This window comes from Streptomyces sp. NPDC052101 (genome assembly GCF_040680235.1).
Classification (GTDB): Bacteria; Actinomycetota; Actinomycetes; order Streptomycetales; family Streptomycetaceae; genus Streptomyces.
Map to the genome: position 1 here is coordinate 53,497 of NZ_JBFAWH010000022.1, position 25,758 is coordinate 79,254.

Below are 25,758 nucleotides of genomic sequence, written 5' to 3' on the forward strand. Positions count from 1 at the left end.
CGGCCCGGCTTGGCCGATCGGCGCCCCGGAGCGCATGGGTCCGGTGCGGCATGATGGGGCGCATGGGGACCGAGGGCGCCGACTTCCGGGTGATCGCGGGCCGTTATCGCCTGGAGGAACGCATCGGGCGTGGCGGCATGGGCGTCGTGTGGCGGGCCACCGACGAGCTGCTGGGGCGCCGGGTCGCGGTCAAGGAACTCCTCCCGGACGACTCCCTCTCCGAGGACGACGGGCGGCGCCGCCGGGACCGTACCTTCCGTGAGGCGCGGGCGGTCGGCCGGCTGCGGCATCCGCACATCATCGTGGTCCACGACGTGGTGGAGCAGGACGAACGCCCCTATCTGGTCATGGAGTTGGTCGAGGGCGGCTCGCTCGCCGACCGGATCTCCCGGCAGGGCCCGGTGGACGCGGCCGAGGCCGCGCGGATCGGTGTCGCCCTGCTCGGCGCGGTGCGCACCGCGCACGAGGCCGGGGTGCTGCACCGGGACATCAAGCCCGCGAACGTCCTGCTGGAGTCCGGCACCGGCCGGGCCGTGCTGACCGACTTCGGGATCGCGCAGGTCGCGGGCGCCACCACGCTCACCGAGACCGGCTCCTTCGTCGGCTCGCCCGAATACACCGCGCCGGAGCGGATGTCGGGGCTGCGCACCGGGCCGGAGTCCGACCTGTGGTCGCTGGGCGCGCTGCTGTGCACGGTGCTCAGCGGCGAGTCGCCGTTCCGGCGCGACTCGCTCGGCGGCATCCTGCACGCCGTCGTCGCCGCCGACATCCGGCCGCCGGTCGAGGCCGAGCCGCTGCTGCCGGTCGTACGGGGGCTGCTGGAACGCGACCCCGACCGGAGGCTCGGCGCTGCCGAGGCCGAGCAGATGCTGCAGACGTTCCTGGACACGGGCCGCACCCCGGAGGCCCCGGGCGCGCCGGCCTCCGGGCGCGGCCACCGGATCGGCGGAGGCCGTGCGCCGAGGGCCGGGGCGGCGGGGGGCCGTCCAGTGCCGTCCGATGCGGCCGGGGGCCGTACGCCGGCGTCGGGTGCGGCGGCGGGGCGTGCTTCGAGGCCGGATGAGGCCGAGGGGCGTACGTCGTGGTCCGATGCGGCGGGCAGCCGTACGCCGAACGCCGACGGGGCCGGGGACTACACGCCGACCCAGCGGGACCTTCCGCACGGCGGACCGCAGCCGCCGACCGTGTCCGGGGCGGCGGCGGAGGCCCCGGCCCGGCCGTCCACGCGCGGAGTGCTGGTCGCGGCCCTGCTCGTCGCCGCGCTGGCGGGGGCCGGCGTGTCGGCGGCGGCGCTGCTGCTGCACGGAAGCGGGGACGGGGGCGGCGGCAGTCCGGGCGGTACGGCGACCTCCCCTGCGACAGGCACCGGTACCGGCACCGGGGCGAGCCCGACCGCGCCGTCCTCGCCCCCGGCCTCCGCCACCACCGACCCGGCACCCTCGGCCGACTCGCGCACCGCGCCCTCCGGTTACCGCACGGCCCGGGACCCGGCCGGCTTCTCCCTCGCCGTACCGCAGGACTTCACCCGCAGTCCGCAGGGCGAGCGGGTCTTCTACCTCTCGCCGGGCGAGACCTTCCGCCTCGGCGTGAAGGCGGCGGATCCCCAACCGGGCGGCCCGCAGGGCGTGATGGAACGCTCGGCCGCAGGCGGCCCGTCCACCAACCCCGGTTACCGTGAGGGCCGGGTCACCCGCACCACGCACGACGGACACCCGGCCGCGCTGTGGGAGTTCACCTGGGACGGCTTCAGCGCGGCGGAGGGCCCGCGCCACACGTACGACCTGTGCTGGGAGGAGGCCGGGCGGATGTACGACGTGTGGGTGTCGGCGCCGGTCGGCAAGGTGCGCGAGGCGCGGGAGTACTTCGACGTGGCGGTCGACACCTTCCGGGCCGGGGCCTGACAGCTGCTCGGTCACGGGTTCGTGACCGCTTGGCCCTCCCTGTGGCTGTGTGCGGGCAGGGCACGATAGGGATGACGCATGAGCAGTGACGGGGGAGTCGGCCAGAGGGCCGACGACACGACGAGTTTTGTTCTGGAACCGCCGGAGCCGCAGCCGCACCCTCAGCCGGAGCCGGACGCACAGCCGCACCCCCTTCCGGCCCAGCGGCAGGAGGCGGGCGCCGGGCGGCTCGTCGCCGGCCGGTACCGGCTGCTCGGCAAGCTGGGCCATGGCGGGATGGGGACGGTGTGGCGGGCCAAGGACGAGACGGTGGACCGGGAGGTCGCCGTCAAGGAGCCCCGCGTACCGGATCATCTTCCCGAACGGGAACGCGTCAACGCCTTCGAGCGCATGCGCCGCGAGGCCCGCGCGGCGGCCCGGCTGGATCACCCGGCGGTGGTGAACGTCCACGACGTCGCGGTCGTCGACGGCCGCCCCTGGATCGTGATGGAGCTGGTGCACGGCCGCACCCTCGGCGACGCCCTGCACGAGGGCACGCTGGGCGCGCGCGACGCGGCCCGGATCGGCCTGGAGGTGCTCGGCGCGCTGGAGGCGGCGCATGCGGCAGGCGTCCTGCACCGGGACGTCAAGCCCGACAACGTCCTGCTCGGCCGGTACGACCGGGTGGTCCTCACGGACTTCGGGATCGCCCGGATCGAGGGCGACACCCGGCTCACCGACACGGGTGGCTTCGTCGGCTCGCCGGAGTACATCGCGCCGGAGCGGGTGCTGGGGCAGCGGCCCGGCCCGGCGAGCGACCTGTGGTCCCTGGGGGTGTTGCTGTACACGGCCACCGAGGGCGTCTCGCCGTTCCGCCGCAGCAACACTCCGGCCACTCTCCAGTCCGTCCTGAACTCCGCCCCGGCCGCGCCCGCGTCCGCCTCCGGCCCGCTGGCCGAGGTCATCGAGGGGCTGCTGCACAAGGACCCCGCGCACCGGCTAGCGGCGGACCGGGTCCGCGCGCTGCTGACGGAGGCGGCCGAGCCCCCGCCGCCGCCCGTGCCCACCCAGCCGGTCCAGGTCACCGCCGCCGCGCCCGCGCCTCCGCCCCGCCGCTTCGGCCGCGCCGCGTGGCTCGGTGCGGGCGCGGCGCTGGTCGCGGCGGCGGTGGCGGCGGCGTATCTGGTGCTCGCCGATCCCTTCGCGGGACCGCTGCCCGGCGGCTGGGCGAGGCAGCCGGAGGCGAAGCTGGGCGCCACCGTCGCCGTGCCCGCCGGCTACCGGGCCGTCCGGCCCGCCAAGGACGCCACCGACAGGAACTGGGTGACGTACGAGGACTGGAGCGGTCGCGTCTGGGTCGAGCTGCATCTGTCCCGGAAGGCGGACGACTCCCTGCACGAGATCAAGAACAGTGCGCGGTCCCAGATGTACGCCGACGACGAGAAGTTCCGCAGCGAGGGCGAGTACACCTTTCAGATGCCCAAGGGCGCGCGGACGCACCCGGACGACACGGCGACGTACCACGGCGGGCAGGCCGCGAGGAACACGGTCGTCTACACGACCGACGACAGCCAGGACCCGCGCCCGCGCGAACTCCAGATCTTCTACTACCGGACCGCCGCCGGAGACATGTACACGCTCGCCGTCGGCTACCCGGGCAAGGGCGACTTCACGGCCCGCGGCCGGGAGGTGGCCGAGGCGGCGATCGCGAACCTGGACATCAAGAAGCCCTGACGGACGAGGCGTTGAGAGCACCCCCCGCTTCGACAAGGGCGTGGTGTGCACGGTACTCATGTGACATGAGTGGAGACGGCGCACACCCGCCCGACGCACATCTGAGCGAACGCCCGCCCGGCGCACGTCTGATCCGCGACCCGCGGCGGATCTCCGGCGCCCGGCTGATCGGCGGCCGCTACCGGCTGGCCGGACGCCTCGGCTCCGGGCCCACCGGAACCGTCTGGCGGGCCCGGGACGAGCAGACGCCGGGCCGCGAGGTCGCCGTCAAGGAGCCGCTGCTGCCCGGCGATCCGGCCGACGCCGAGGACAGCCGCCGTATCGCGCACCGGCTCTACCGGGAGGCGCGCGCCGCGGCCCGGGTGCGCCATCCCTCCGCCGTCACGGTGTACGACGTCGTCACCGAGGCGGATGTGCCCTGGATCGTCATGGAGCTGGTGGAGGGCGAGTCGCTGCGGGAGGCCCTGTCGCGCGGCCCCCTTCCGCCCGCCGAGGCCGCCCGGGTCGGGCTCGCCGTCCTCGGCGCCCTGTGCGCCGCCCATGCCGTCGGCATCGTGCACCGGGACGTGAAACCGGCCAATGTCCTGCTGGAGTCCGGCACCGGCCGCGTGGTCGTCACCGACTTCGGTACCGGCGACGGACATCCGGCGCAGGCGCCCGCCGGCTTCATCGCCCCCGAGCGCGCCGCGGGCCCCGGTGCCGGACCGGCCAGCGACCTGTGGTCCCTGGGCGCGCTCCTCCGCGCCGCCCTGGGGGACGCGGACCCCGGCCCGCTGGGCCCCCTGCTGGAGCGGCTGCACGCCGACGAGCCCGAGGCGCGCCCCGCCGCGGAGGAGGTCACAGCAGCGCTGCGGACGTATCTGGGCCTTGGGCCCGTACCGGACGCGGAGCCTGGCACCGCGTCCGAGCCCGCCGCGCCGCCGCCCCCCGGCCCCCGTCGCCGCACCCCGCGCACCGCGCTGGGGCTGCTCCTGGCGAGAAAAGCCGGACTCGAATGATCGTTCTGCTCACCGCCGCGTCAACGCCCTGATCAGCACATTCGCTGCCAGTGATCACTGGCGGTATGTGAGTACTCCGTGAATCCGCGTTACCGACGGGTACACAAAGCCTGCGCTCCGGCATACCCTGCGCGTCATGACGGACACGCAGGCCCCGGACAGCACCGGCACCAACCCCCTCGCGCCCGCACCCGAAGGCGCCCGCACCGCCGCCGACGTGGTCACCCCGGAGCTGGTGGCCCAGCTCACCAAGGGTGTCGTCGGTTCCGGCCGTACCGCCAACCACACCCCGTTCACCGGCGAGAAGCTGGCCGACCTGCCCGAGTCCACGCCCGAGGACGTACTCAAGGCCTTCGAGGCCGCCCGCACCGCCCAGGGAGTGTGGGAGAGGACCCCGGTGCGGCAGCGGGCCGCGGTCCTGCTCCGCTTCCACGATCTGGTGCTGGCACGCCAGGCCGAGGTCCTCGACCTCATCCAGCTGGAGACCGGCAAGGCCCGCCTGCACGCGCACGAGGAGGTCCAGGCCGTCGCGGTCGCGGCCCGCCACTACGGCCGCAAGGCCCCCGCCTATCTGCGACCCAAGCGGCACACCGGCGCCGTCCCCACGCTCACGAAGGTCACCGAACTGCGCCACCCGCGCGGGGTCGTGGGCCAGATCGCCCCCTGGAACTACCCCCTGGAGCTGTCCGTCGGCGACGCGCTGCCCGCCTTCGCCGCCGGCAACGCGGTCGTGATGAAGCCGGACACCGAGACCTGCCTGACCGCCCTGTGGGCGCGCGACCTGCTGATCGAGGCCGGCCTGCCCGAAGGCGTCTTCCAGGTCGTGCTCGGCGAGGGCCCGGTCGTCGGCCCCGAGGTCGTCAAGCACGCCGACTACGTCTCCTTCACCGGCTCCACCCGCACAGGGCGCGAGGTCGCGCAAGGAGCGGCGGCCCGCCTGGTCGGCGTCTCCCTCGAACTCGGCGGCAAGAACGCCATGCTGGTGCTGGACGACGCCGACATCGAGAAGGCCGCCGCCGGTGCCGTACGCGCCTGCTTCTCCTCGGCCGGACAGCTCTGCATCTCCATCGAGCGGCTGTACGTCCACGAGTCCATCGCCGACGCCTTCCTGGAGCGCTTCGCCGCCCGCACCCGGGCCATGCGGCTCGGCAACTCCCTCGCCTACGGCGCCGACATGGGCTCGCTGGTCGGTGAGCGGCAGCTGAAGACCGTCGAACGGCACGTGGAGGAGGCCGTCGCCAAGGGCGCGAAGCTGGTCGCGGGCGGGGCCGCCCGCCCGGACATCGGCCCCTACTTCTTCGAGCCGACCATCCTCGACGGCGTCGAGGACTCCATGTCCGTGTGCGAGGAGGAGACCTTCGGCCCGGTCGTCTCCGTCTACCGCTTCTCCTCCGACGACGAGGCGGTCGAGCGCGCCAACGCCACGCCGTACGGCCTCAACTCCTCGGTCTGGACGAAGAACGCCGGGCGCGGCCGCGAGGTCGCCGCCCGTCTGCGCACCGGCACGGTCAACGTCAACGAGGGCTACGCACCCGCCTACGGCAGCGTCCAGTCCCCGATGGGCGGCATGAAGGACTCCGGCCTCGGCCGCCGCCACGGCTCCGAGGGCATCCTCAAGTACACGGAGGCCCAGACGGTGGCCCAGCAGCGGTTGCTGCCGATGGCTCCCTCGCTGGGCATGACGGACGAAGGGTACGCCCGCTTCATGAGCACGAGTCTGCGGCTCATGAAGGCATTCCGGTTCAGGTAAGGGCTTTGGGGGCGCGGGGCCGCATTCGATATGCGGCTCCGCCGCAGGGGCGCGACCAGCCACGGACGGCCCGCACGCGAAACTCAACGAGGAGACACCCGTGCCGCAAGACACCTACGACTACGACGTCCTGATCGTCGGATCCGGTTTCGGCGGCTCCGTGTCCGCCCTCCGCCTGACGGAAAAGGGCTACAAAGTCGGCGTGTTGGAAGCGGGCCGCCGCTTCACCCGCGAGGCCCTGCCCCGCAACTCCTGGGACCTCAAGAACTACCTGTGGGCTCCCAGGCTCGGCTGCTACGGAATCCAGCGCATCCACCTGCTGGGCAACGTCATGGTGCTGGCCGGCGCAGGCGTGGGCGGGGGTTCACTGAACTACGCCAACACCCTCTACGTACCGCCGAAGGCCTTCTTCGACGACCCCCAGTGGCGGGAGATCACCGACTGGCAGGAGGAGTTGAAGCCGTACTACGACCAGGCCCGGCGCATGCTCGGCGTACGGCTCAACCCGACGATGACCCCCTCCGACGTCCATCTGAAGGCGGCGGCCCAGCGGATGGGCGTCGGCGACACCTTCCATCTCGCCCCGGTCGGCGTGTTCTTCGGCGACGGCAAGGACGCCGACGGGACGGCGAAGGCGCAGCCGGGCGGTGAGGTCGCCGACCCGTACTTCGGCGGAGCCGGTCCCGCCCGCACCGCCTGCACCGAGTGCGGGGAGTGCATGACCGGCTGCCGGCACGGTGCGAAGAACACCCTCAACGAGAACTACCTCCACCTCGCCGAGAAGGCGGGTGCGGTGGTCCACCCCATGACGACGGTCGTGTCCGTCACGGACGACTCACGGGGCGGGTACGCGGTGGCGACCCTGCCGACGGACCGGAAGAAGAAGGGCGAGGGCCGGCTGTTCACCGCGCGGAGGGTCGTCCTCGCCGCCGGCACGTACGGTACACAGACCCTGCTGCACCGTATGAAGGCCGGCGGTCAACTGCCGTATCTCTCCGCCCGGCTCGGCGACCTGACCCGCACCAACTCCGAGGCGCTGGTCGGCGCGCAGACCGACAACCGCCGCTACCGCAAGGCGACCGGCGAGCCGAGGGCCGACTTCACGCGGGGTGTGGCCATCACGTCCTCGATCCACCCCGACGAGAACACCCATATCGAGCCGGTCCGCTACGGCAAGGGCTCCAACTCGATGGGCGGCCTGTCGATCCTCCAGGTGCCCTACGCCGAGGGCTCCTCCCGCGCGCTGGCCTGGCTGACGAACGCGACCAGGCACCCCCTCCTCGTCCTGCGCTCCCTCTCCAACCGGCGCTGGTCCGAGCGGACCATCATCGGCCTGGTCATGCAGTCGCTGGACAACTCCCTGACGACGTATCTGAAGCCCGGCGGCGTCGGCCGGGGCCTGCTCACCGCACGGCAGGGCCATGGCGCGCCGAACCCCAAGCAGATCAAGGCCGCCACGCAGGCCGCCTCCGCGCTCGCCGCCGAGATCAACGGTTTCGCCGGCAGCAACGTCGGGGAGCTGATGGGCACCCCGCTGACCGCGCACTTCCTCGGCGGCTGCCCCATCGGCGACTCGGCGGACACGGGGGTCATCGACCCGTACCACCGCCTCTACGGCCACCCCGGCATCTCGGTCGTGGACGGCGCCGCGGTCTCGGCGAACCTGGGGGTGAACCCCTCGCTGACGATCACCGCGCAGGCCGAGCGCGCGATGTCCTTCTGGCCGAACAAGGGCGAGGAGGATCCGCGTCCGGCGCCGGGCGCGGTGTACGAGCGGCTGAAGCCGGTGGAGCCGCAGGCTCCCGCGGTCCCGGACGGCGCCTTCGGCGCGCTGCGCCTGCCGTTCCTGGGGATGCCGGCGGTGCCGCCGAAGAAGTAGGCCCGCACCAGGACAGCTCCAGGACAGCTCCAGGAAAGAGGGACCTGCATCCCCCTCCGAAGGCAGGTCCCTCTCGCTGTCTTTTCGACTTGGCAGGTTTGATCAGCGAAGACCTTCAACGGTTGCTCCGGGCGCACCCGATTTCCCTGTGAGGTGGGTCACGCCATGGCGAAGGGCCCCGCGGGACGGAGAGACCGCGGGGCCCTTCTTTCAGTCAGCACCGACGTCAGGGCAGCGTCGGTGCCTGGGCGGCGCCGGGGGGTGCGCCGCTGGTCTGGGATCCCCCACTGTGCTGTTTTCCGCCGGTCGGCTCCGGGCGTCCCCGGAGCCGACCGTTCTCTTGGGTGACCGGGCTGCTGTCCCCTGCCGTCCGGTCACTTCCCTGGGGCGAGGTCCCACGGCGTACGGCACGACCCGTACGCCTCATCGCCCCAGCGAGCCACGCGTGGTTCTGTCGGGCCCGCCCCTGGCTGGCACGGACACCCCCTCAACGAAACGCCGCCCGAACCGGTCACGCTCCGTACGGGTGAGACGGTGATCGAACTCAGATACGCCCCCGGCACAGTTCGAGCAGGGTCATGGCGAGGCCGGTGCCCGGCTTGCCGAGGGCCTCGCGGTAGCGGCCGAGGATCTCCATCTCGCGGGAGAGGTGCACCCGCCGGCCGCCGGAGGCGATACGGGTCTGCTGGACGACGGCGGAGACGGCCATCCGCTCCTGGATGAGACCGATGATCCGGTCGTCGAGCACATCGATCCGCTCACGGGCGCCTGCGATGGTCCTTTCCGGGGCGGTGATCTCTTCCGGAGCGGTGGTCGCTTCCGGGGTGGTGGTGGTCATGTCGGGGCTCCTGGTGAAGGTGGCGGCAACGCCCCGGAACGGCAGGACCCGGAAAACGACAGGCGCCCCGGGCCTTGTCGGCCCGGGGCGCCTGGGAAGTCGCTTGGCGGTTGGCTCAAGCAGCACGACCATGGCAGCCGGCGGGCCGGTTGCCATAGGTAAAGAGGAAGGTCGAGTGCGTGAGCATGGCGCTCAGTATGCCACGGCGAGGTCCGGGCGAAGTCCAGGGGAAGCCCTCCCGCCCACGCCGTTAGACTCGTTAGCACAGCCCCCGCCCGACCACCAGAAGGCACCCCGTGTCACCAGCGACTTCCACTGCCGCCACCCCCGACACCGTCCTGGTCGTCGACTTCGGCGCGCAGTATGCCCAGCTCATCGCCCGTCGCGTCCGCGAGGCCCGGGTCTACAGCGAGATCGTGCCCAGCACCATGCCGGTCGCGGAGATGCTCGCCAAGAACCCGGCGGCGATCATTCTGTCCGGCGGCCCCTCGTCCGTGTACGAGGAGGGTGCCCCCCGTCTCGACCGCGCGATCTTCGAGGCCGGCGTCCCCGTCTTCGGCATGTGCTACGGCTTCCAGCTGATGGCACAAGCCCTCGGCGGCACCGTGGACAACACCGGCGCCCGCGAGTACGGCCGTACCGATCTGCACGTCTCCCGGACGTCCTCCACCCTCTTCGAGGGCACCCCGGCCGAGCAGCACGTGTGGATGTCGCACGGCGACGCCTGCTCCGCCGCCCCGGAGGGCTTCACGGTCAGCGCGTCCACGGACGTCGTCCCGGTCGCCGCGTTCGAGAACGACGAGAAGAAGCTCTACGGCGTCCAGTACCACCCCGAGGTCATGCACTCCACGCACGGCCAGCTGGTGCTGGAGCACTTCCTGTACCGCGGCGCGGGCCTGAAGCCGGAGTGGACCACGGGCAACGTGATCGAGGAGCAGGTCGCCGCGATCCGTGAGCAGGTCGGCGACAAGCGCGCGATCTGCGGTCTGTCCGGCGGCGTGGACTCCGCCGTCGCCGCCGCCCTCGTCGCCCGCGCCATCGGCGACCAGCTGACCTGCGTGTACGTCGACCACGGTCTGATGCGCAAGGGCGAGACCGAGCAGGTCGAGAAGGACTTCGTGGCCGCGACCGGCGTCAAGCTGGTCGTCGTGGACGCCGAGGAGCGCTTCCTCACCGCGCTCAAGGGCGTCAGCGAGCCCGAGGAGAAGCGCAAGATCATCGGCCGAGAGTTCATCCGCGTCTTCGAGCAGGCGCAGGCCGAGATCATCGCCGACGCGGGCCCGGCGGTGGAGTTCCTGGTCCAGGGCACCCTGTACCCGGACGTGGTCGAGTCCGGCGGCGGCACCGGCACCGCCAACATCAAGTCGCACCACAACGTCGGCGGCCTCCCCGAGGACCTGGAGTTCCAGCTCGTCGAGCCGCTGCGCAAGCTGTTCAAGGACGAGGTCCGGATGGTGGGCCAGGAGCTGGGCCTGCCGGAGGAGATCGTCCAGCGCCAGCCGTTCCCGGGACCGGGCCTCGGCATCCGCATCGTCGGCGAGGTGACGAAGGAGCGGCTGGACCTCCTGCGCGAGGCCGACGCGATCGCCCGCGAGGAGCTGACCGCGGCGGGCCTCGACCGCGACATCTGGCAGTGCCCGGTGGTCCTGCTCGCGGACGTCCGCTCGGTCGGCGTCCAGGGTGACGGCCGCACCTACGGCCACCCGATCGTCCTGCGCCCGGTGTCCTCCGAGGACGCCATGACCGCCGACTGGTCCCGGCTGCCCTACGACGTCCTGGCCCGGATCTCGACCCGGATCACCAACGAGGTCCGCGACGTCAACCGCGTCGTCCTGGACGTCACCTCCAAGCCCCCGGGCACCATCGAGTGGGAGTAGGCCCTATGCGCGCTTGATCGTGCGCACGGGCTCACCGGGCTTCCAGACCTGGACGACCAGATACTTCTCGTCCTCGACGTAGGTCCGTACGACCTCCGTCAGCTCGGTGCGGAAGAGGTGGAACGGCTGCGGCGGTTCCACCTCTTCGACGTATGCGGCCTTGGCCTGGTCGTCCCCGATCTCGAACGCCCGTCCGCCGACCCGGATGTCCCCGCTGCCCAGGTCGGCGTCCCCCGGATTCGCCTGGAGCGCGAAGCGCGGGTCACGGAGCAGGTCGAGGGCCTTGAGGGACCCCTGCATCATGCCCAGCCACAGCTCGCCCCGCGTGAAGCGGACCTCCAGGCCCGAGGTGCGCGGCGAACCGTCCCCGCGGAGGGTGGCGAGGACGTGATGACGGTACGAGCCGAAGCGCTCCTCGGCGATCCTGGCGAGGTCAGGTGCGGCGGTGCTGAAGGCTGCCCAGTTCATACGCGTCAGTCTCACCGGTAAACCGGACAACCTCCGTCGTGTATTCGCCGCGTACGTCATCTTTACAAAACAGCTCTGCCCTTTTGCGCTGACCGGCGGTAACTTCCGGCCAGTACCGCAATTGACGCGCTGGAGGACCTATGCCCGGGCCCACACCGCCGCTGCCGCTGCCCACCGACCAGCTGCGGTTCGCCATGCCGCCGATGCACGACTCGGTCGAGGACGAGCGCCGGCACCGCAAGGAACGGCTCGCCGGAGCCCTGCGGATCTTCGGGCGGGCCGGGTTCGAGGACGGGGTCTCCGGGCACATCACCGCACGCGACCCCGAGTTCAGCGACTGCTTCTGGGTCAACCCGTTCGGGATGCCGTTCAAGCACGTCACCGTGAGCGACCTCGTCCTCGCCAACCAGGACGGGCAGGTCGTCGAGGGCCGCTACCACGTCAACCAGGCCGCGTTCACCGTGCACACCCAGGTCCACGCCGCCCGCCCCGACGTCGTCGCCGTCGCCCACTGCCACTCCGTGCACGGCCGCGCCCTCGCCGCGCTCGGCGAGCTGATCGACCCCATCACCCAGGAGAGCTGCGCCTTCTACGAGGACGTGGCGCTCTACGACGCCTACACCGGCGTCACCGTCGACATCGAGGAAGGCCGCCGGATCGCCGGGGCGCTCGGCTCCCGCAAGGCGCTCGTGCTGCGCAACCACGGACTGCTCACCGTCGGCGACTCGGTGGACGCCGCGGCCTGGTGGTTCATGTCCATGGAACGGTCCTGCCAGGTGCAGCTGGCGGCGAAGGCGGCCGGCCGCCCCGTCCTCATCGACCACAAACTGGCCGTCGCCACCCGCGAACAGCTCGGCGGCGACCTGGTGGCCTGGATCAACTACCAGCCCCTGTGGCAGGACATCAGCCGCAGCGAGCCGGACCTGCTCAGCTGACGTCCTCCGGCACCGCACGCTGCCGCCGAAGCCCCGGGCTCGTCCCGCCGGACGACCTCGGGCATACGGAACTTCTCGCGGCCGGGTCAACACGGCGGTCCGTAATTCACCCGCCGTGACCCGGCCCGACGATCCAGGACGGCCTGTCGTAGGGCACAATTCGCTGTCGACGCAAGGGAGTTGCCCGGCGGCGAGGCCTTCCGTCAAGAGGTCGCCGACCGGGCCGGTGAGTCGAGGGGAAGGCGGGCGCCGGGCGTGGCGGTGCAGGAGGCGACACAGGGCACGGGAGCCGAGGGGATGCACGAGGGCGGCTGCGCCTGCGGGGACTGTCCGCACGGCGCCCGGGAGGGGCACCGGCGGGCCGTCGCCGCGTTTCTGCGCCGGCGCGACGAGTTCGCGGCCGGACAGGGCCTGCCGGCGGCCGTGGCGCACTCGGCCTCGGCATCGCGCCAGTGGGTCTCCGAGGAACTGACCCAGCGGGCGGAGGCCGTCGCCGAACGCGGCCGCGCCGAGGGCGAGGCACGGCTCTCCCGGCTGTGGCTGCGCACGGTGGCCACGGTGTGGTGCGCCGTCCTCGCGCTGCTCCTCGGCGAGGCGCTCACCGCGGTCGGCGCGGGCTGGACCGGCGCCCGTACCGCTGCCCTGGCCGCCGCGCTCGTCGTCGCCGGTACGGTCAGCGCCGCCTCCTGGCTGCACCGGGCGCGCGGCGGGGTGCTGGCCCCGGTGATCGGCGAGGACAACCGGATGTCCACCTCCCGCACGGTGGCCGCCTGTTGGGTGCTGTTCGTCGGCTATGCCGTGCTGCTGCTGGCCGCCCGGCTGGCCGCCGCCTCCGACCACGCCGAACGCGACGCGCTGATCTCGGGCCTCGCTCTCGCGCGCGGCGCGGGCGTGGTGACCGTCCTCGCCGTGGTGTGCGGCATCGCCGTCCTGGTCCGCCGGGTGGTGGGCCTGCGTATCCTCGCGCAGCGGCTGCAGAAGGTCCCGGCCCACCGGCCGCGCGCCGCCGACCTGCTCACCGACGACTCCGGCCGGGGCGCCTTCGCCGACATCCAGTACGTCGCCATCAGCGCCGTCGCCCTGCTGTTCGCCGTGGTACGGCTCGCCCGCCGCCCCGACCGGCTGCCCGACCTGCCCTGGGGGCTGGGCATGGTGGTGCTGATCTCGGCCGCCACCTATCTGGCAGGCAAGTACGCCGAGGGCACTCGCCCGGTCGTCCTCTCCGTGGTCCGCGTCCGTGAACCCGGCGACCTGGACGGGCCGATCCGCACCGGCGACGACATCGAGATCCGCGGCGCCGGATTCGTGCCGCCCGGCGCCCACGGCGCCGACCGGCTCTCCCGCATGGTCGTCCGCATCGGCACCGTCGACGTGCATGTGCCGCTGGTCCCCGTCCCGGGCGGCTTCAGCAACCCCACCGACACCGTCCTGACCGTGCCCGTACCGGCCGATGTCGAGCCCGGGGCGGTGGAGGTGCAGGTGGTCACCGCGGCCGGCGTGGCGACCAACCGGTGCATCGTCCAGGTGACCGAGTGAACGACACCGGCGACCGGCGACCTCCCCGCCTCTGACGGACCCCGCCCGGCCCCTCTTCGCACGAGGGGTCGCACCTGGGGCCGAAATCCGGAAAAACGTCCGGGGTGGGATTGAACTGCACCCCCTTGTCGTACGTATGGTCAAGTGAGGGGCGGGACGGCGGGCGAGAGGCGGCGGGCGACGATGACTCACGGCATGCGGACCGACACGCACATGGACCGGCCGAACGGCCTGCGCGGCTGGCGGGACGCCGCCGGCCACTACGCCCTTCTGCCGCTGCGCGTCTTCCTCGGCGTCACCTTCATCTACGCCGGCCTGGACAAGCTCACCGACAGCGCCTTCATGAAGTCCGGCGGCGCCGGCTCCATCGGCGACACCATGCGCGCCGCCCGCGACTCCGCCGCCATCCCCGCCCTGGTCGACCTGGCGCTGAAGGCCCCGGTGGGCTTCGGCTACGCCATCGCCTTCGGTGAGCTGGCCGTCGGCATCGGCACCCTGCTCGGTCTGGTCGCCCGGCTGGCCGCGCTCGGCGGCGCGCTGATCTCGTTCAGCCTGTGGATGACGGTGAGCTGGGCGACGACCCCCTACTACTATGGCAACGACCTCGCCTACTTCATGGCCTGGATCCCCCTGATCCTCGCCGGCGCCCCCTACCTCTCCGCCGACGCGGTCTGGCGAGCCCGGCACCGACACCCACTGGCTGGCTACCACTAGCCGACGGCCCGCCCACCGCCTAACCGCCCGCCGCCTAACCGCCCTCCACACGGCGCCGTCTGCGTATGCCCCGTGCCACGGCCGAAGTGACACCGGCCAGCCACAGACCGCCCACGACCAGCGGCACGACCGCGGCCCACGGAGCCTTCCACAGCCCGCCCGCGTCTCCCGCGAAGACCACGCCGGTGGCGGTGAGGAAGAGCCCGGCGACCAGCTTCCCGGGCTGGAACTCATGACGCAGCACGACTGACCTCCACCTGTCCCAGTCCGACGCCCAGCTCGAGGTCGAGCGTGCCCGCGTCCTTGGTGCCCTTGGCCGGAGCCAGCGTCACGCTCTGGTGCCTGTCCGGCTGCACGTCCACGTCCCTTCTGCTGTCCCCGGGCAATCGGATGTCGCCCACCCCCACATCGATCTTCATCCGCACGGTCGCGTCCGCCGGCACGATGACCTTCAGCTGTCCCGCACCCACGTGGGCGTGCGTCGCCACGGTCCGCCCCTTGCCCGGACGCACCCCGCTCAGGTCCAGGGTGCCGCGCCCGGTGCCGAGGTCGTACGCCGGCCGTATCTGCGCCGTCGCGGTGGGCGTCCAGGAGGCGTTCCTCCAGTGGGTGGTGATGTCCTTGGGCATGGCCGACGCCCCGGCGAGCAGCGCCGCCGTGACGATGGCCAGGAACACCGTCCCGGCTCCCGTACGCCCCAGGAACGCGCTGACCATGAGACCCAGGCCGAAGACCGCCAACGCGCACGCCAGGCCGGTCTGCAGACTGGTGCCCAGCGGATGCCTGTCCCAGGTCAGCCCGGTGCCCAGGCCGCCCGCCAGCAGCGCGAGCAGGAACACCCAGCCGCCGATCCAGCGGGGGCCGCGCGGTCTCGGGGGCGGGGCGGGCCGCGGTTCTACGGAGCCCTGGTGGACCCAGGGGGTGGCGAGGCGGACGTCGAGCACCGAGGTGAGGTCCCGCTCGCGGCCGTCCCCCGGCCCCCACAGATAGCCGGTGCCGCCGACATGGGTGCCGTCCTTGACGATCGGATCCCGCCACCAGGACGGGTAGACGGCGACGACCGGCGGCGCCTGGGCCTCCGGCGGGGCGTCGGCGGCGGCCTGCGCGGAGAGCGGGTCGGGATCGGGGGCGCCGCGGCGCTGCGACCAGTACCCGGTGCCCGCCAGCAGCAGGGAGAGCACCACGGCGAAGGTCAGCACCGCGCCGTTTCTCAGCATGGTCAGGAAGATTCCGCAGCCGACCAGGGCGAACAGCACGGCGGCGAGCGCCTGCCCGTCGACCCGGCCCGTCAGCAGCTTGCGGACCTCGTTCTCCTCCTCGTCCGCGTACGGCACGAGGAGCCAGGCGAAGCCGTAGAAGATGAGGCCGATGCCGCCGGTCGCGGACAGCACGGCCAGGGTGATCCGGAAGATCACCGGGTCCATGTCGGTCTGCCGGCCGAGGCCCGCGCACACGCCCCCGATCATCTTGTGCCGGCGGTCGCGCCGGAACCGCTCGGGGGCTCCGGCAGCCGGCTGCTCCTGGTCCTGCAGCTGTTCATCGGCGCGGACGTCGGCTCCCGTGTCCGTGCCCGTGCCTGTCTCTGTACCTGCTCCTGCGCCTGTGCCGCCCGCTCCCGTCTTCTCCGTCGCGGCGGGCGCGGCATCCGTCGGTCCGGTGCCCGGGGCCGGGCGCGGGCCGGGGCCGGGTCCCGGACCCGTCGCGGCGTGCTCGTGATCCGTCATGCGTCCATGGTGACGGCCCGGCCGCCGCCACGGCAGTCGGGACGACCCTGGGCGAACCCTGAAATCGGCCCCGAGGCGGACCGGGGAACCGTTCGAGCGGCACGGGACCGCCCCGGTCCGGCGTTCCCCGACCCGGCCCCGCCGAAGATCAGGGGCGTCTCGGGGGCCGACCCTGATGCCTGGCCCCGCCAGCCGTGTGACCATCGTTGGCATGCCGGAAGCCGCAAGCCTGCCAGTCGACGACCCGCGGCCGCCGCGCAAGCTCTACCGCAGCAGCGACGGACGCTGGCTCGGGGGAGTGGCGCGGGGCCTCGCCGGGCATCTCGGATTGCCCGTCATCTGGGTCCGGCTCGCCTTCGTCGGCCTGTTCATGGCCAACGGACTCGGTGCGCTGCTGTACGCGGCGTTCTGGTTCTTCGTCCCGCTCGGCGTAGGCGGCGTAGGGGATCACAAGCCGCCGGCCGCCGCGGAGACCCCGCCGGGTGGCCGTCGCAGACTGGTGGCCCGCAAGCCGGACCGCGGACAGATCGTCGCGCTGCTCCTCATGGTCATCGTGTCCGTGGTGTTCGTGGGCAGTGTGAACCTGACCAGCGCGGCCAAGGCGTATCTGCTGCCCGCCGTCCTCGTCGCGGCCGGTGTCGCCCTCGTCTGGCGTCAGGCGGACAATGCCCGCCGGGCCCGCTGGGTCGAGGTCGGCCGCCGGCGCCGCACCCTCACCCTGCTGCGTGCGGCCGGCGGTGTCCTGCTTGTCACGGCCGGTGTCTCCGCCATCTTCGTGCTGCAGGGCTCGGCCGCCCACCTCGGCGCGGTGCTCCAGGCGGCCCTCGCCGTCCTCGTCGGCATCACGCTCCTCGCCGGCCCGTATCTGGTCCGGATGACCCAGGACCTGTCCGAGGAACGCCTGATGCGCATCCGCGCCCAGGAGCGCGCGGAGGTCGCCGCCCACGTCCACGACTCGGTTCTGCACACCCTCACCCTGATCCAGCGCAACGCCGACAACGCCGGCGAGGTGCGCCGCCTGGCCCGCGCCCAGGAGCGCGACCTGCGCACCTGGCTGTACAAGCCGGAGGGCACCGGCAAGGAGGAGGCCGATGAACCGGACACGGTCGCCGAGGCCGTGCGGCGCAGCGCCGCAGAGGTGGAGGACAAGCACGGTGTGCCCATCGAGGTCGTCATAGTCGGCGACTGCCCGCTGGACGAGAGGACCGGCCCGCAGATGCAGGCCGCCCGCGAGGCGATGGTGAACGCCGCCAAGTACGGTGGCGAGGGCGGCGCCGTACAGGTCTATGCCGAAGTCGAAGGGAAGACGGTCTTCGTGTCCGTGCGCGACCGCGGCCCGGGCTTCGACCTCGACTCGATACCCGCCGACCGCATGGGCGTTAGAGAATCGATCATCGGCCGCATGGAGCGCAACGGCGGCACGGCACGGCTGCGGTCGGTGCCGGGCGGCGGCACGGAGGTCGAGCTGGAGATGGAGAGGGCGGAGAAGACGTCATGAGCGACGCGACCGAGGCGAACGGCACGGCGGGAGCCGCCGGGACGGCCGGGGCCGGTGCTGCCGGAGGCGGACCGGGCGGACGGCACGTACGGGTGGTGCTCGTGGACGACCACCGGATGTTCCGCACCGGCGTCCAGGCCGAGATCGGGCAGACCGCCGAGACCGGTGTCGAGGTGGTCGGCGAGGCCGCCGACGTAGACCAGGCGGTCACGGTCATCACCGCGACCCGGCCCGAGGTGGTCCTCCTCGACGTCCATCTGCCGGGCGGCGGCGGTGTCGAAGTGCTGCGCCGGTGCGCGGCGTTGATGGCGGACTCCGACCAGCCCGTCCGCTTTCTCGCGCTGTCCGTGTCGGACGCGGCGGAGGACGTGATCGGTGTGATCCGCGGCGGCGCCCGCGGCTATGTCACCAAGACCATCACCGGCACCGACCTGGTCGACTCGATCTTCCGTGTCCAGGAGGGCGACGCGGTCTTCTCCCCACGGCTGGCCGGGTTCGTGCTGGACGCCTTCGCCTCCACCGACGCCCCGCCCGTGGACGAGGACCTGGACCGCCTCACCCAGCGCGAGCGCGAGGTGCTGCGCCTGATCGCCCGTGGCTACGCCTACAAGGAGATAGCCAAGCAGCTGTTCATCTCGGTGAAGACGGTCGAGTCCCATGTCTCGGCGGTCCTGCGCAAGCTCCAGCTGTCCAACCGCCATGAACTGACCCGCTGGGCGACGGCCCGCCGCCTGGTCTGACCCCGCACGGCCCCTACGGGGCGCCCTCACACCACCCGGGTCGCGCCCGCGAACGGCATCAGGTCGACGGGGGCCAGCCGGACCGGGGCCGACGGGTTAGGGGCGTGGATCATCTGCCCGTTGCCCACGTAGATGCCGACGTGGCTGATCCCGGAGTAGAAGAACACCAGGTCCCCGGGCTGGAGTTCGGTGCGGGAGACGCGCCGGCCGGCGTTGATCTGGGCGTAGGTGGTGCGCGGCAGGGAGATGCCGGCGGAGCGGTAGGCGGCCTGGACCAGGCCCGAGCAGTCGAAGGCGTTCGGGCCGGTCGCGCCCCACACATAGGGGCTGCCGAGCTTGGTGTAGGCGTAGGCGAGGGCCGCCGTGGCGCGGGCGTTCGGGGCCGTGGCCGACCCGGGCTGCTCCAGCGTGTCCCGTGGGCCCGAGGCTGACCGGGAGGCACGACCCGGCACGGCGCCGTCACCGGTGGCCTCGCCGCGCTGCTGCGGCGTGAGTTGCGCCAGCAGCCGCCGAGCCTCGCCCAGCTTGGCGGTGATGATCTTCTTCTGCCGTCTCAGCTGCGCCTGCCGTGACCGCAGCGACGCCAGATCGACGCGCGCGGCGCCGCGCAACTGCTCGATCTCCCGGAGCTGTTCGCGCACCTGTGACACGGTGGCGGCCTGCCGGTCACCGACCCGCTCCATGAGCGCGGCGTCGTCCAGATACCGGTCGGGGTCGCCGGACAGAGCGAGCTGCCAGGCCGGGGCGAAGCCGCCGTCGCGGTACTGCGCCGCCGCGAACCCACCGAGCGTGCCCCGGGCCGTGTTGAGCCCGCCCTGCTTGCGGGCGGTCTCGTCCTGCAGTGCGTTCAGCCGGCGCTGCGCCGAGTCCGCCTCCTCCTTGGCGCCGTCGTACTTCTCGGTCGCGGCCTCGGCCTCCTGGTACAGCTTGTCCACCTTGGCCTTCACCTGTGCCGGCGTCAGCTGCGGCTCGGCCTGTCCCGTCCCGTCGAACCCCGTCGCGGTGGCCGCGCCCGCCAGGGCGAGAGTGGCGGCCGTCCGGGCCGTATGGCCACCGATCGAGCGTTGCCGGGGCTTGCGGTGCGCTGCCACCTGGACCGTCACGTCCTTCCGTACGACTCGTACGGCCGAGGGGTCCGACCGGGCGGTCCGACCGTGAGCCCGTACGTCACGTCCGGCGGCGGCCCGCACAGGGGAAGCGGGCCACCGCCGGACCTTTCTCGGCGGTGGTGGCCGGCTGCCGCCCTGGCCCGAGCGGCGGTGGGGAGCCGGTCACCTGGGGGAGGACGCTAGGCCCGACTGTGACGACCAGGTAACGGGGTGTACGGAACTGGCCCCGACGGGCCGGGATGTGACCGCAAGTGACCGCGTCGCCGTTCTGGAGTCGTCGCCTTCACGCAGCGTAGTGACCGAAGCGTGGAAAGCGGGTCGAGCGGGCGGTGCGGGGTGCTATGGGGCGCATATATGCAAGATCGTCAGCGGGGGATCGTCGAGTGTCGGCCGGGCCCGGTGACAGGAGGTCCAGGAGCCCCTGGCTAGGCTCCGGCCCCATGGACGTACTCATCCATCTCTTCGTCGGCCTGCACATCATCGGCATCGCCGCGCTGCTCGGCGGTTTCCTCACCCAGATGAAGGCGATGGGCCAGGGCGCGGCCCGGTTCGTGCCCGGGATGCTGCACGGCGCGCTGACCATGCTGGTCACCGGCGTGGTCCTGGTCGGGCTCAACCAGGCCGACCACCACCACATCAACACCATCAAGATCGGCATCAAGCTGGCACTGCTGATCGTGATCCTCGGACTGGTCTATGTGAAGCGCGACGAGGAGAAGATCGACAAGGGCATGTTCGGGCTGGTCGGCCTGCTGACCACGGCGAACATCTTCATCGCCGTGCTGTGGACCTGACGGTCAACCGTTCCGGCCGCCGGCGCGGGCCGCGCGCACCGCGCCGGCGGCGACCGCGAGCCACACCGCCACCGCCACCCACAGCAGCACCCGTCCCGGCCCGCTGAGCCACGGGACGCCGACGGCGGTCGCGACGGACAGTGTCGCCACCGCCGCCATCCCCATCGGGAACACCGTCGACCACCGCCGCTCGTCGTAGCCGGGCCGGGGCCGCGCGGCCTCGGCGGCCAGCAGCACCAGATACCAGGCCAGATCCAGCACGAGCAGCGCGACCGTCACGGCGCGCAGCACGCCGCGGTCGTCGTCATCCCACAGATACAGGCCCGTATCCGCGGCGACGAGCAGTTTCGCCCCGGCCAGCGCCGAGATCGCGAGCGCCCCGCCCGCGATCCAGTGGTCACCCGCCCCCTCCAGCACCTGCCGCAGGTCGAAGTGGGCCAGCGCGAGGCCGTAGAGCACCAGGCCCAGCCAGAACAGCACCAGCGCGGTGTGCGCGAGCCACGCCGTGCGCTCCGCCGCCGCCAGCGTGGCGGCCAGTACGGCGAGCCCCTGTGTGGCCACACAACACAGGAACACCGCTCCCGGCATGCGCCGCCTCCAGCGCCGTACGACCAGGAACAGCAGCACCGGCCAGAGCAGCGCCGCGAGCGCCAGCAGCGCCTCGGCCAGGGGCTGCCGGCCCAGCGCCGAGATCCGGGTGCCGAGCACCGTGGTCGCGGCGACGGCGGTGAGTGCCCCGGGACTTCCCGCCTCCGCCACCCAGCGCAGCCGCTCGCCGCACAGCCGCAGGACGAAGTCGGCGGCCAGCGCCACCCAGGCGACGCAGACCATCGCCAACGCCAACCGGGAGACCGTCTCCGCGCCGGTCATACGCAGGCCGACCGACAGGATGCCGGTCGCCATCACGGCGGCCCCGGCCGCGGGGGGCCGGTCCGCCCACCACGCACGCAGACCTGGGATGCCGGGCATGCGCCTGATGCTAGGGAGCGGCCGGATCCCCGCCCGGGAAAGGCACGCACGCGTGGAGCGCGAAAACGCGGCACGCGTGCGTGGAACGCGGAAGGCCCGGGCGCTCCGGAGCCCGGCCGCGGTCAGCCCGGCCGCGGTCAGCCCGGCCGGACCACGCTGTGGATGATGGACTCTCCGCCGTAGTAGATCGATTCCTCGCGGACGTACGCGCCCGGTTTCGGGGCGTGGATCATCATGCCGTTGCCTATGTAGACGCCGACGTGGCTGATGTCGTCGTAGAAGAAGACCAGGTCGCCCGGCCGCGCGTCGGCCAGGGAGACCGTGGTGCCCGTGTTGACCTGGTCGTACGTGGTGCGTGGAAGCGTGACGCCGGCGGCCCTCCAGGCGGCCTGGGTGAGGCCGGAGCAGTCGTAGGAGTCCGGCCCGGTGGCGCCCCACACATAGGGCTTGCCTATCTGCGCACGGGCGAAGGCGATCGCCTTCTCGGCCTTGGTGTCGTACGAGCCGGAGGTCGAGGAGCCGGTCGACCCGGACCCCGTCGAGCCGGACCCCGTCGATCCGGAACCGGAAGCCGATCCGGACCCGGACCCCGTGGACGAGGATGATGACGAGTTGGCCTGCTGCTCGGCCTGCTGCTTCGCCAGCTCGGCCGCCTTGCGGTCCGCCTCCTGCTGCTTCTCCCGCTCGATGGCGGCCAGCCGCGCCTTCTCCTGGGCCGTCAGCTGCGACAGCAGCTCGCGCGCGGAGGCGAGCTTCGTCTGGACGGTGGCCTTGGCGGTCTGCAGGTCGTGCTGCGAGTCGGTCAGGGTCTGCAGGCTCTGAGCGGCCTCCCGCCGTTCCTTCATGGTCGCGGCCTGCTCGCCTATGTAGTCGTCGACCGCGCTCTTCTCCCGCGAGGTCAGCCGGTTCATCAGCTGGGTCTGGTCGAAGTAGTCCTGCGGGCTGTCCGCGAGCAGGAAGGTGGCCGTGTCGGGAGCGGCGACACCGGTGCGGTACTGGGCCGCGGCGAAGGAGCCCAGCTGCTCACGGGCCTTGTTGAGCCGTCCGGTGCGCCGGGCGACCTCGTTGCGCAGGGCGTCGACGCGCCCCCGCTGTTTGCCGGTCCGCTCCTTGGCCGCGTTGTACTTCTCGGTCGCCGACTCGGCCTGGCGGTAGAGGTCGTCGACCTTCTTCTCGACCTCCTCCAGGCTCGGCTTGGCGTGATCGGTTCCCGGGGTGGCCTCGGCGGTCTGAGAGAACACGGCCATGGAGGTGAGGGCGGCGGTGGCGAGGGCGGGAGCGCGGAGGCCTGCTCCGAGGTTTCCGCCGGGGCGCGGCTTGCGATGCGACGCCAAGGGAGGCGACTCCTTCCAGTGGGCCGCCTACCGGGTTAGCTGTCGGGTTCGGGCGGGGGTTCGGAAGGGTTGCCCTACGGCGTCGTCCCGGGCGGGAGTCGGCCGATTCACCCCAGGATCGGTGGGTCCCCGGCTCCGGGCACCAAGCGGAGGCGCGCCGGACTCGGCGGAGGCCGTGCGGCCCGGCGGGGATCGCCGGTAGGGGTCGTACGGCCCGGACGCACGCTAGCCAACTCGTGTGACTCCTGTGAAGGTTGGTGCGTGATATGTCCGATACATTTTTGTGACCTGGGGGCGGTTTCACGGCTGCGTCATGGGGTGGTTCCGCTGCGTGAGCGGCCGGTGGGCCGCGCGGACCGCCGGGCCGTGGAGATCGACTCTCCTCGCGAACCGGCCATGTTCCGGGGACGGCGACCGGTTGTCGGTGGGGCGCCCTAGACTCGGAGAGCGATGAGCAGCCTCTTTGACGACAGCTTCCTGGCGGACCTCCAGCCCCCTCGCGGGCACGCGGAGGAGCCCCCGCCGCCACCCGAGGACGATCACGCTCCGGAGTCGATTCCGGACGATCTGTTCGGCGGGAAGTTCGACGTGCCGCCGGACCGGGACGTCTACTACCGCGACGGCGCCCCCCGCCCCGTGCTCGACTCGGCGGCCCTCCTGGCGGGGCTGAACGACAACCAGCGCGCCGCGGTCGTGCACGCCGGCTCCCCGCTGCTCATCGTCGCCGGCGCCGGCTCCGGCAAGACCCGTGTGCTCACCCACCGCATCGCCCACCTGCTCGCCGAGCGGAATGTGCACCCGGGCCAGATCCTCGCGATCACCTTCACCAACAAGGCCGCTGGCGAGATGAAGGAGCGCGTCGAGCAGCTCGTCGGCCCGCGGGCGAACGCGATGTGGGTGATGACCTTCCACAGCGCATGCGTGCGCATCCTGCGCCGGGAGAGCAAGAAGTTTGGCTTCACCTCGTCGTTCTCGATCTACGACGCCGCCGACAGCAAGCGCCTGATGGCCCTGGTCTGCCGCGACCTGGACCTCGACCCCAAGCGCTTCCCGCCGAAGTCCTTCAGCGCGAAGATCAGCAACCTGAAGAACGAGCTGATCGACGAGGAGGACTTCGCCGCCCAGGCCGCCGACGGTTTCGAGAAGACCCTCGCCCAGGCCTACGCGCTCTACCAGTCGCGGCTGCGCGAGGCGAACGCGCTCGACTTCGACGACCTGATCATGACCACGGTCAACCTGCTGCGCGCCTTCCCGGACGTCGCCGAGCACTACCGCCGCCGCTTCCGGCACGTCCTGGTCGACGAGTACCAGGACACCAACCACGCCCAGTACGCGCTCGTACGGGAACTCGTCGGCACCGGCGAACGCTCCGCGCAGGACGCGGACACCCCGCCCGGTGAGTACGACATCCCGCCCGCCGAACTGTGCGTCGTGGGTGACGCGGACCAGTCGATCTACGCCTTCCGCGGCGCGACGATCCGCAACATCCTCCAGTTCGAGGAGGACTACCCGGATGCGACGACGATCCTGCTGGAGCAGAACTACCGCTCCACGCAGACGATTCTGAGCGCCGCCAACGCGGTCATCGAGCGCAACGAGTCCCGCCGCCCCAAGAACCTGTGGACCAACGCCGGCCAGGGCGCGCGGATCACCGGCTACGTCGCCGACACCGAGCACGACGAGGCCCAGTTCGTCGCCGACGAGATAGACCGCCTCGTCGACGCGGGCGAGGCCAAGTCGGGCGACGTCGCCGTCTTCTACCGCACCAACGCCCAGTCCCGTGTCTTCGAAGAGGTCTTCATCCGCGTCGGCCTGCCCTACAAGGTCGTCGGCGGTGTCCGCTTCTACGAGCGCAAGGAGGTCCGGGACGTCCTCGCCTATCTGCGCGTCCTCTCCAACCCCGAGGACTCGGTGCCGCTGCGCCGCATCCTCAACGTGCCCAAGCGGGGCATCGGCGAGCGCGCCGAGGCGATGATCGACGCGCTCTCCCAGCGCGAGAAGATCAGCTTCCCGCAGGCGCTGAAGCGCGTGGACGAGGCGTACGGCATGGCCGCGCGCTCCACCAACGCGGTCAAGCGGTTCAACACGCTGATGGAGGACCTGCGGACGATCGTGGAGTCCGGCGCCGGACCGGCCACCGTCCTGGAGGCGGTGCTCGAACGCACCGGCTATCTGGCCGAGTTGCAGGCCTCCACCGACCCGCAGGACGAGACCCGCATCGAGAACCTCCAGGAACTCGCGGCCGTGGCCCTGGAGTTCGAGCAGGACCGCGGGGAGGGCGAGTCGGTGGCGTTGTCCGACTTCCTGGAGCAGGTCGCGCTGGTCGCCGACTCCGACCAGATCCCCGACGAGGACGAGGACGGCTCCGGCGTCATCACCCTGATGACCCTGCACACCGCCAAGGGCCTGGAGTTTCCGGTCGTCTTCCTGACCGGCATGGAGGACGGCGTCTTCCCGCACATGCGCGCCCTCGGCCAGACCAAGGAGCTGGAGGAGGAGCGGCGGCTGGCGTACGTCGGCATCACCCGCGCGCGGGAGCGGCTCTACCTCACGCGTTCGGCGATGCGCAGCGCCTGGGGCCAGCCGTCGTACAACCCGCCCTCCCGCTTCCTGGAGGAGATCCCGCCCGTCCATGTGGAGTGGAAGCGGACGGGAGCCGCGGCGCCGGTGTCCTCCGGCCCGGCCTCCGGGATCGCGGCCTCGCTGTCCTCGACCCGCTCGCGCTCGTCGGCGTCGGGCGCGTCCGGGTTCGCCACGCGGCGCACGGCGGAGAAGCCGGTCGTCGGGCTGGCCGTCGGGGACCGCGTCACCCACGACCAGTTCGGGCTCGGCACGGTCGTCGCCGTGAAGGGCACGGGTGCGAACGCGGAGGCGACGATCGACTTCGGCGACACCAAGCCGAAGCGGCTGCTGCTGCGGTACGCGCCAGTGGAGAAGCTGTAGAACGAACGGGCCCTCGCCGTCGGCGAGGGCCCGGGGGA

Annotated in this window: 20 protein-coding genes and 1 riboswitch; of the genes, 13 read left to right on the forward strand and 7 right to left on the reverse strand. The window is 72.2% G+C overall.

The annotated features are described in order from the left end of the window. Positions 1–62: 62 nt before the first annotated feature. The 5 genes from AB0L75_RS31360 to AB0L75_RS31380 all read left to right on the forward strand — a co-directional run bounded on the left by AB0L75_RS31360 (position 63) and on the right by AB0L75_RS31380 (position 8,241). Positions 63–1,901 carry a protein kinase gene (locus AB0L75_RS31360; RefSeq protein ID WP_365187701.1) on the forward strand — a complete coding sequence of 613 codons (1,839 nt, stop codon included), beginning with the start codon at positions 63–65 and terminating at the stop codon, positions 1,899–1,901. A gap of 78 nt (positions 1,902–1,979) precedes the next feature. After that, positions 1,980–3,614: a serine/threonine-protein kinase gene (locus tag AB0L75_RS31365; RefSeq protein ID WP_365187704.1), complete on the forward strand. Its 1,635-nt coding sequence runs from the start codon at positions 1,980–1,982 to the stop codon at positions 3,612–3,614. A 65-nt stretch (positions 3,615–3,679) separates the two neighbouring features. Further along, entirely contained in the window at positions 3,680–4,612 is a 933-nt protein-coding gene (locus AB0L75_RS31370; protein WP_365187706.1) for a serine/threonine-protein kinase, read from the forward strand. A gap of 136 nt (positions 4,613–4,748) precedes the next feature. Further along, complete coding sequence (locus tag AB0L75_RS31375; protein ID WP_365187708.1) at positions 4,749–6,362, forward strand: succinic semialdehyde dehydrogenase; 1,614 nt, start codon at positions 4,749–4,751, stop codon at positions 6,360–6,362. A 100-nt stretch (positions 6,363–6,462) separates the two neighbouring features. Next, positions 6,463–8,241 (forward strand): GMC family oxidoreductase, encoded by a 1,779-nt coding sequence (locus AB0L75_RS31380; RefSeq protein WP_365187710.1) that lies wholly within the window; start codon positions 6,463–6,465, stop codon positions 8,239–8,241. Positions 8,242–8,785: 544 nt separating this feature from the next. Here the strand turns inward: AB0L75_RS31380 and AB0L75_RS31385 are convergent. Next, positions 8,786–9,079, reverse strand: coding sequence for a chorismate mutase (locus AB0L75_RS31385; RefSeq protein WP_365187712.1), 294 nt, complete (start codon positions 9,077–9,079; stop codon positions 8,786–8,788). 296 nt (positions 9,080–9,375) lie between these two features. On the opposite strand from AB0L75_RS31385, the gene guaA reads away from it, so the two are divergent. After that, the gene (gene guaA, locus AB0L75_RS31390; RefSeq protein WP_365187714.1) at positions 9,376–10,956 is read left to right on the forward strand and encodes a glutamine-hydrolyzing GMP synthase; all 1,581 of its coding nucleotides are present in this window, start codon (positions 9,376–9,378) and stop codon (positions 10,954–10,956) included. Positions 10,957–10,959: 3 nt separating this feature from the next. Here the strand turns inward: guaA and AB0L75_RS31395 are convergent, their stop codons facing one another. Next, a complete protein-coding gene (locus tag AB0L75_RS31395) occupies positions 10,960–11,424 on the reverse strand; it encodes a pyridoxamine 5'-phosphate oxidase family protein (RefSeq protein WP_365187717.1) in 465 nt (154 codons plus the stop codon). 140 nt (positions 11,425–11,564) lie between these two features. Between AB0L75_RS31395 and AB0L75_RS31400 the strand changes: the two genes are divergently transcribed. From AB0L75_RS31400 to AB0L75_RS31410, 3 genes are all read left to right on the forward strand, one after another. Next, positions 11,565–12,359 (forward strand): class II aldolase/adducin family protein, encoded by a 795-nt coding sequence (locus tag AB0L75_RS31400; RefSeq protein WP_365187720.1) that lies wholly within the window; start codon positions 11,565–11,567, stop codon positions 12,357–12,359. A 255-nt stretch (positions 12,360–12,614) separates the two neighbouring features. Then, positions 12,615–13,895, forward strand: coding sequence for a hypothetical protein (locus AB0L75_RS31405; protein ID WP_365187723.1), 1,281 nt, complete (start codon positions 12,615–12,617; stop codon positions 13,893–13,895). Positions 13,896–14,078: 183 nt separating this feature from the next. After that, on the forward strand, positions 14,079–14,609 hold the full coding sequence (locus tag AB0L75_RS31410; protein WP_365187726.1) for a DoxX family protein: 531 nt from the start codon (positions 14,079–14,081) through the stop codon (positions 14,607–14,609). A gap of 34 nt (positions 14,610–14,643) precedes the next feature. On the opposite strand, the gene AB0L75_RS31415 is transcribed toward AB0L75_RS31410, so the two are convergent. Further along, positions 14,644–14,853 (reverse strand): hypothetical protein, encoded by a 210-nt coding sequence (locus tag AB0L75_RS31415; protein WP_365187729.1) that lies wholly within the window; start codon positions 14,851–14,853, stop codon positions 14,644–14,646. After that, positions 14,840–16,333: a PspC domain-containing protein gene (locus tag AB0L75_RS31420; protein ID WP_365187732.1), complete on the reverse strand. Its 1,494-nt coding sequence runs from the start codon at positions 16,331–16,333 to the stop codon at positions 14,840–14,842. The genes AB0L75_RS31415 and AB0L75_RS31420 overlap by 14 nt, the downstream gene beginning before the upstream one ends. A 211-nt stretch (positions 16,334–16,544) precedes the next feature. Between AB0L75_RS31420 and AB0L75_RS31425 the strand changes: the two genes are divergently transcribed. Beyond that, positions 16,545–17,831, forward strand: coding sequence for a PspC domain-containing protein (locus AB0L75_RS31425; RefSeq protein WP_365187735.1), 1,287 nt, complete (start codon positions 16,545–16,547; stop codon positions 17,829–17,831). After that, on the forward strand, positions 17,828–18,571 hold the full coding sequence (locus AB0L75_RS31430) for a response regulator transcription factor (protein WP_365187738.1): 744 nt from the start codon (positions 17,828–17,830) through the stop codon (positions 18,569–18,571). Before AB0L75_RS31425 ends, AB0L75_RS31430 begins: the two co-directional genes overlap by 4 nt. A 26-nt stretch (positions 18,572–18,597) precedes the next feature. Here AB0L75_RS31430 and AB0L75_RS31435 read toward each other — a convergent pair whose 3' ends face one another. Then, positions 18,598–19,662 carry an NlpC/P60 family protein gene (locus AB0L75_RS31435; RefSeq protein WP_365187847.1) on the reverse strand — a complete coding sequence of 355 codons (1,065 nt, stop codon included), beginning with the start codon at positions 19,660–19,662 and terminating at the stop codon, positions 18,598–18,600. 458 nt (positions 19,663–20,120) lie between these two features. Here AB0L75_RS31435 and AB0L75_RS31440 point away from each other — a divergent pair, with 458 nt between their 5' ends. After that, positions 20,121–20,474, forward strand: a complete 354-nt coding sequence (locus tag AB0L75_RS31440) for a hypothetical protein (RefSeq protein ID WP_365187741.1) — start codon at positions 20,121–20,123, stop codon at positions 20,472–20,474. A 3-nt stretch (positions 20,475–20,477) separates the two neighbouring features. Here AB0L75_RS31440 and AB0L75_RS31445 read toward each other — a convergent pair whose 3' ends face one another. Continuing rightward, the gene (locus AB0L75_RS31445) at positions 20,478–21,443 is read right to left on the reverse strand and encodes a tellurite resistance/C4-dicarboxylate transporter family protein (protein WP_365187743.1); all 966 of its coding nucleotides are present in this window, start codon (positions 21,441–21,443) and stop codon (positions 20,478–20,480) included. 137 nt (positions 21,444–21,580) lie between these two features. Beyond that, positions 21,581–22,777 (reverse strand): NlpC/P60 family protein, encoded by a 1,197-nt coding sequence (locus tag AB0L75_RS31450; protein ID WP_365187746.1) that lies wholly within the window; start codon positions 22,775–22,777, stop codon positions 21,581–21,583. 7 nt (positions 22,778–22,784) lie between these two features. Further along, positions 22,785–22,956, reverse strand: a riboswitch (cyclic di-AMP (ydaO/yuaA leader). 271 nt (positions 22,957–23,227) lie between these two features. Here AB0L75_RS31450 and pcrA point away from each other — a divergent pair. Then, positions 23,228–25,720, forward strand: a complete 2,493-nt coding sequence (gene pcrA / locus AB0L75_RS31455; RefSeq protein WP_365187749.1) for a DNA helicase PcrA — start codon at positions 23,228–23,230, stop codon at positions 25,718–25,720. The last annotated feature ends 38 nt before the right edge of the window (positions 25,721–25,758 follow it).

Excerpts from the sequence above, each read along its gene's own strand:
- AB0L75_RS31430 (WP_365187738.1), top strand. The coding sequence starts at position 17,828 with ATGAGCGACGCGACCGAGGCGAACGGCACGGCGGGAGCCGCCGGGACG.
- AB0L75_RS31365 (WP_365187704.1), top strand. The coding sequence starts at position 1,980 with ATGAGCAGTGACGGGGGAGTCGGCCAGAGGGCCGACGACACGACGAGT.
- AB0L75_RS31400 (WP_365187720.1), top strand. The coding sequence starts at position 11,565 with ATGCCCGGGCCCACACCGCCGCTGCCGCTGCCCACCGACCAGCTGCGG.
- AB0L75_RS31445 (WP_365187743.1), bottom strand. The coding sequence starts at position 21,443 with ATGCCCGGCATCCCAGGTCTGCGTGCGTGGTGGGCGGACCGGCCCCCC.
- AB0L75_RS31440 (WP_365187741.1), top strand. The coding sequence starts at position 20,121 with ATGGACGTACTCATCCATCTCTTCGTCGGCCTGCACATCATCGGCATC.
- AB0L75_RS31385 (WP_365187712.1), bottom strand. The coding sequence starts at position 9,079 with ATGACCACCACCACCCCGGAAGCGACCACCGCTCCGGAAGAGATCACC.
- AB0L75_RS31425 (WP_365187735.1), top strand. The coding sequence starts at position 16,545 with ATGCCGGAAGCCGCAAGCCTGCCAGTCGACGACCCGCGGCCGCCGCGC.
- AB0L75_RS31410 (WP_365187726.1), top strand. The coding sequence starts at position 14,079 with ATGACTCACGGCATGCGGACCGACACGCACATGGACCGGCCGAACGGC.
- pcrA (WP_365187749.1), top strand. The coding sequence starts at position 23,228 with ATGAGCAGCCTCTTTGACGACAGCTTCCTGGCGGACCTCCAGCCCCCT.
- AB0L75_RS31370 (WP_365187706.1), top strand. The coding sequence starts at position 3,680 with ATGAGTGGAGACGGCGCACACCCGCCCGACGCACATCTGAGCGAACGC.
- AB0L75_RS31360 (WP_365187701.1), top strand. The coding sequence starts at position 63 with ATGGGGACCGAGGGCGCCGACTTCCGGGTGATCGCGGGCCGTTATCGC.
- AB0L75_RS31420 (WP_365187732.1), bottom strand. The coding sequence starts at position 16,333 with ATGACGGATCACGAGCACGCCGCGACGGGTCCGGGACCCGGCCCCGGC.
- AB0L75_RS31395 (WP_365187717.1), bottom strand. The coding sequence starts at position 11,424 with ATGAACTGGGCAGCCTTCAGCACCGCCGCACCTGACCTCGCCAGGATC.
- AB0L75_RS31375 (WP_365187708.1), top strand. The coding sequence starts at position 4,749 with ATGACGGACACGCAGGCCCCGGACAGCACCGGCACCAACCCCCTCGCG.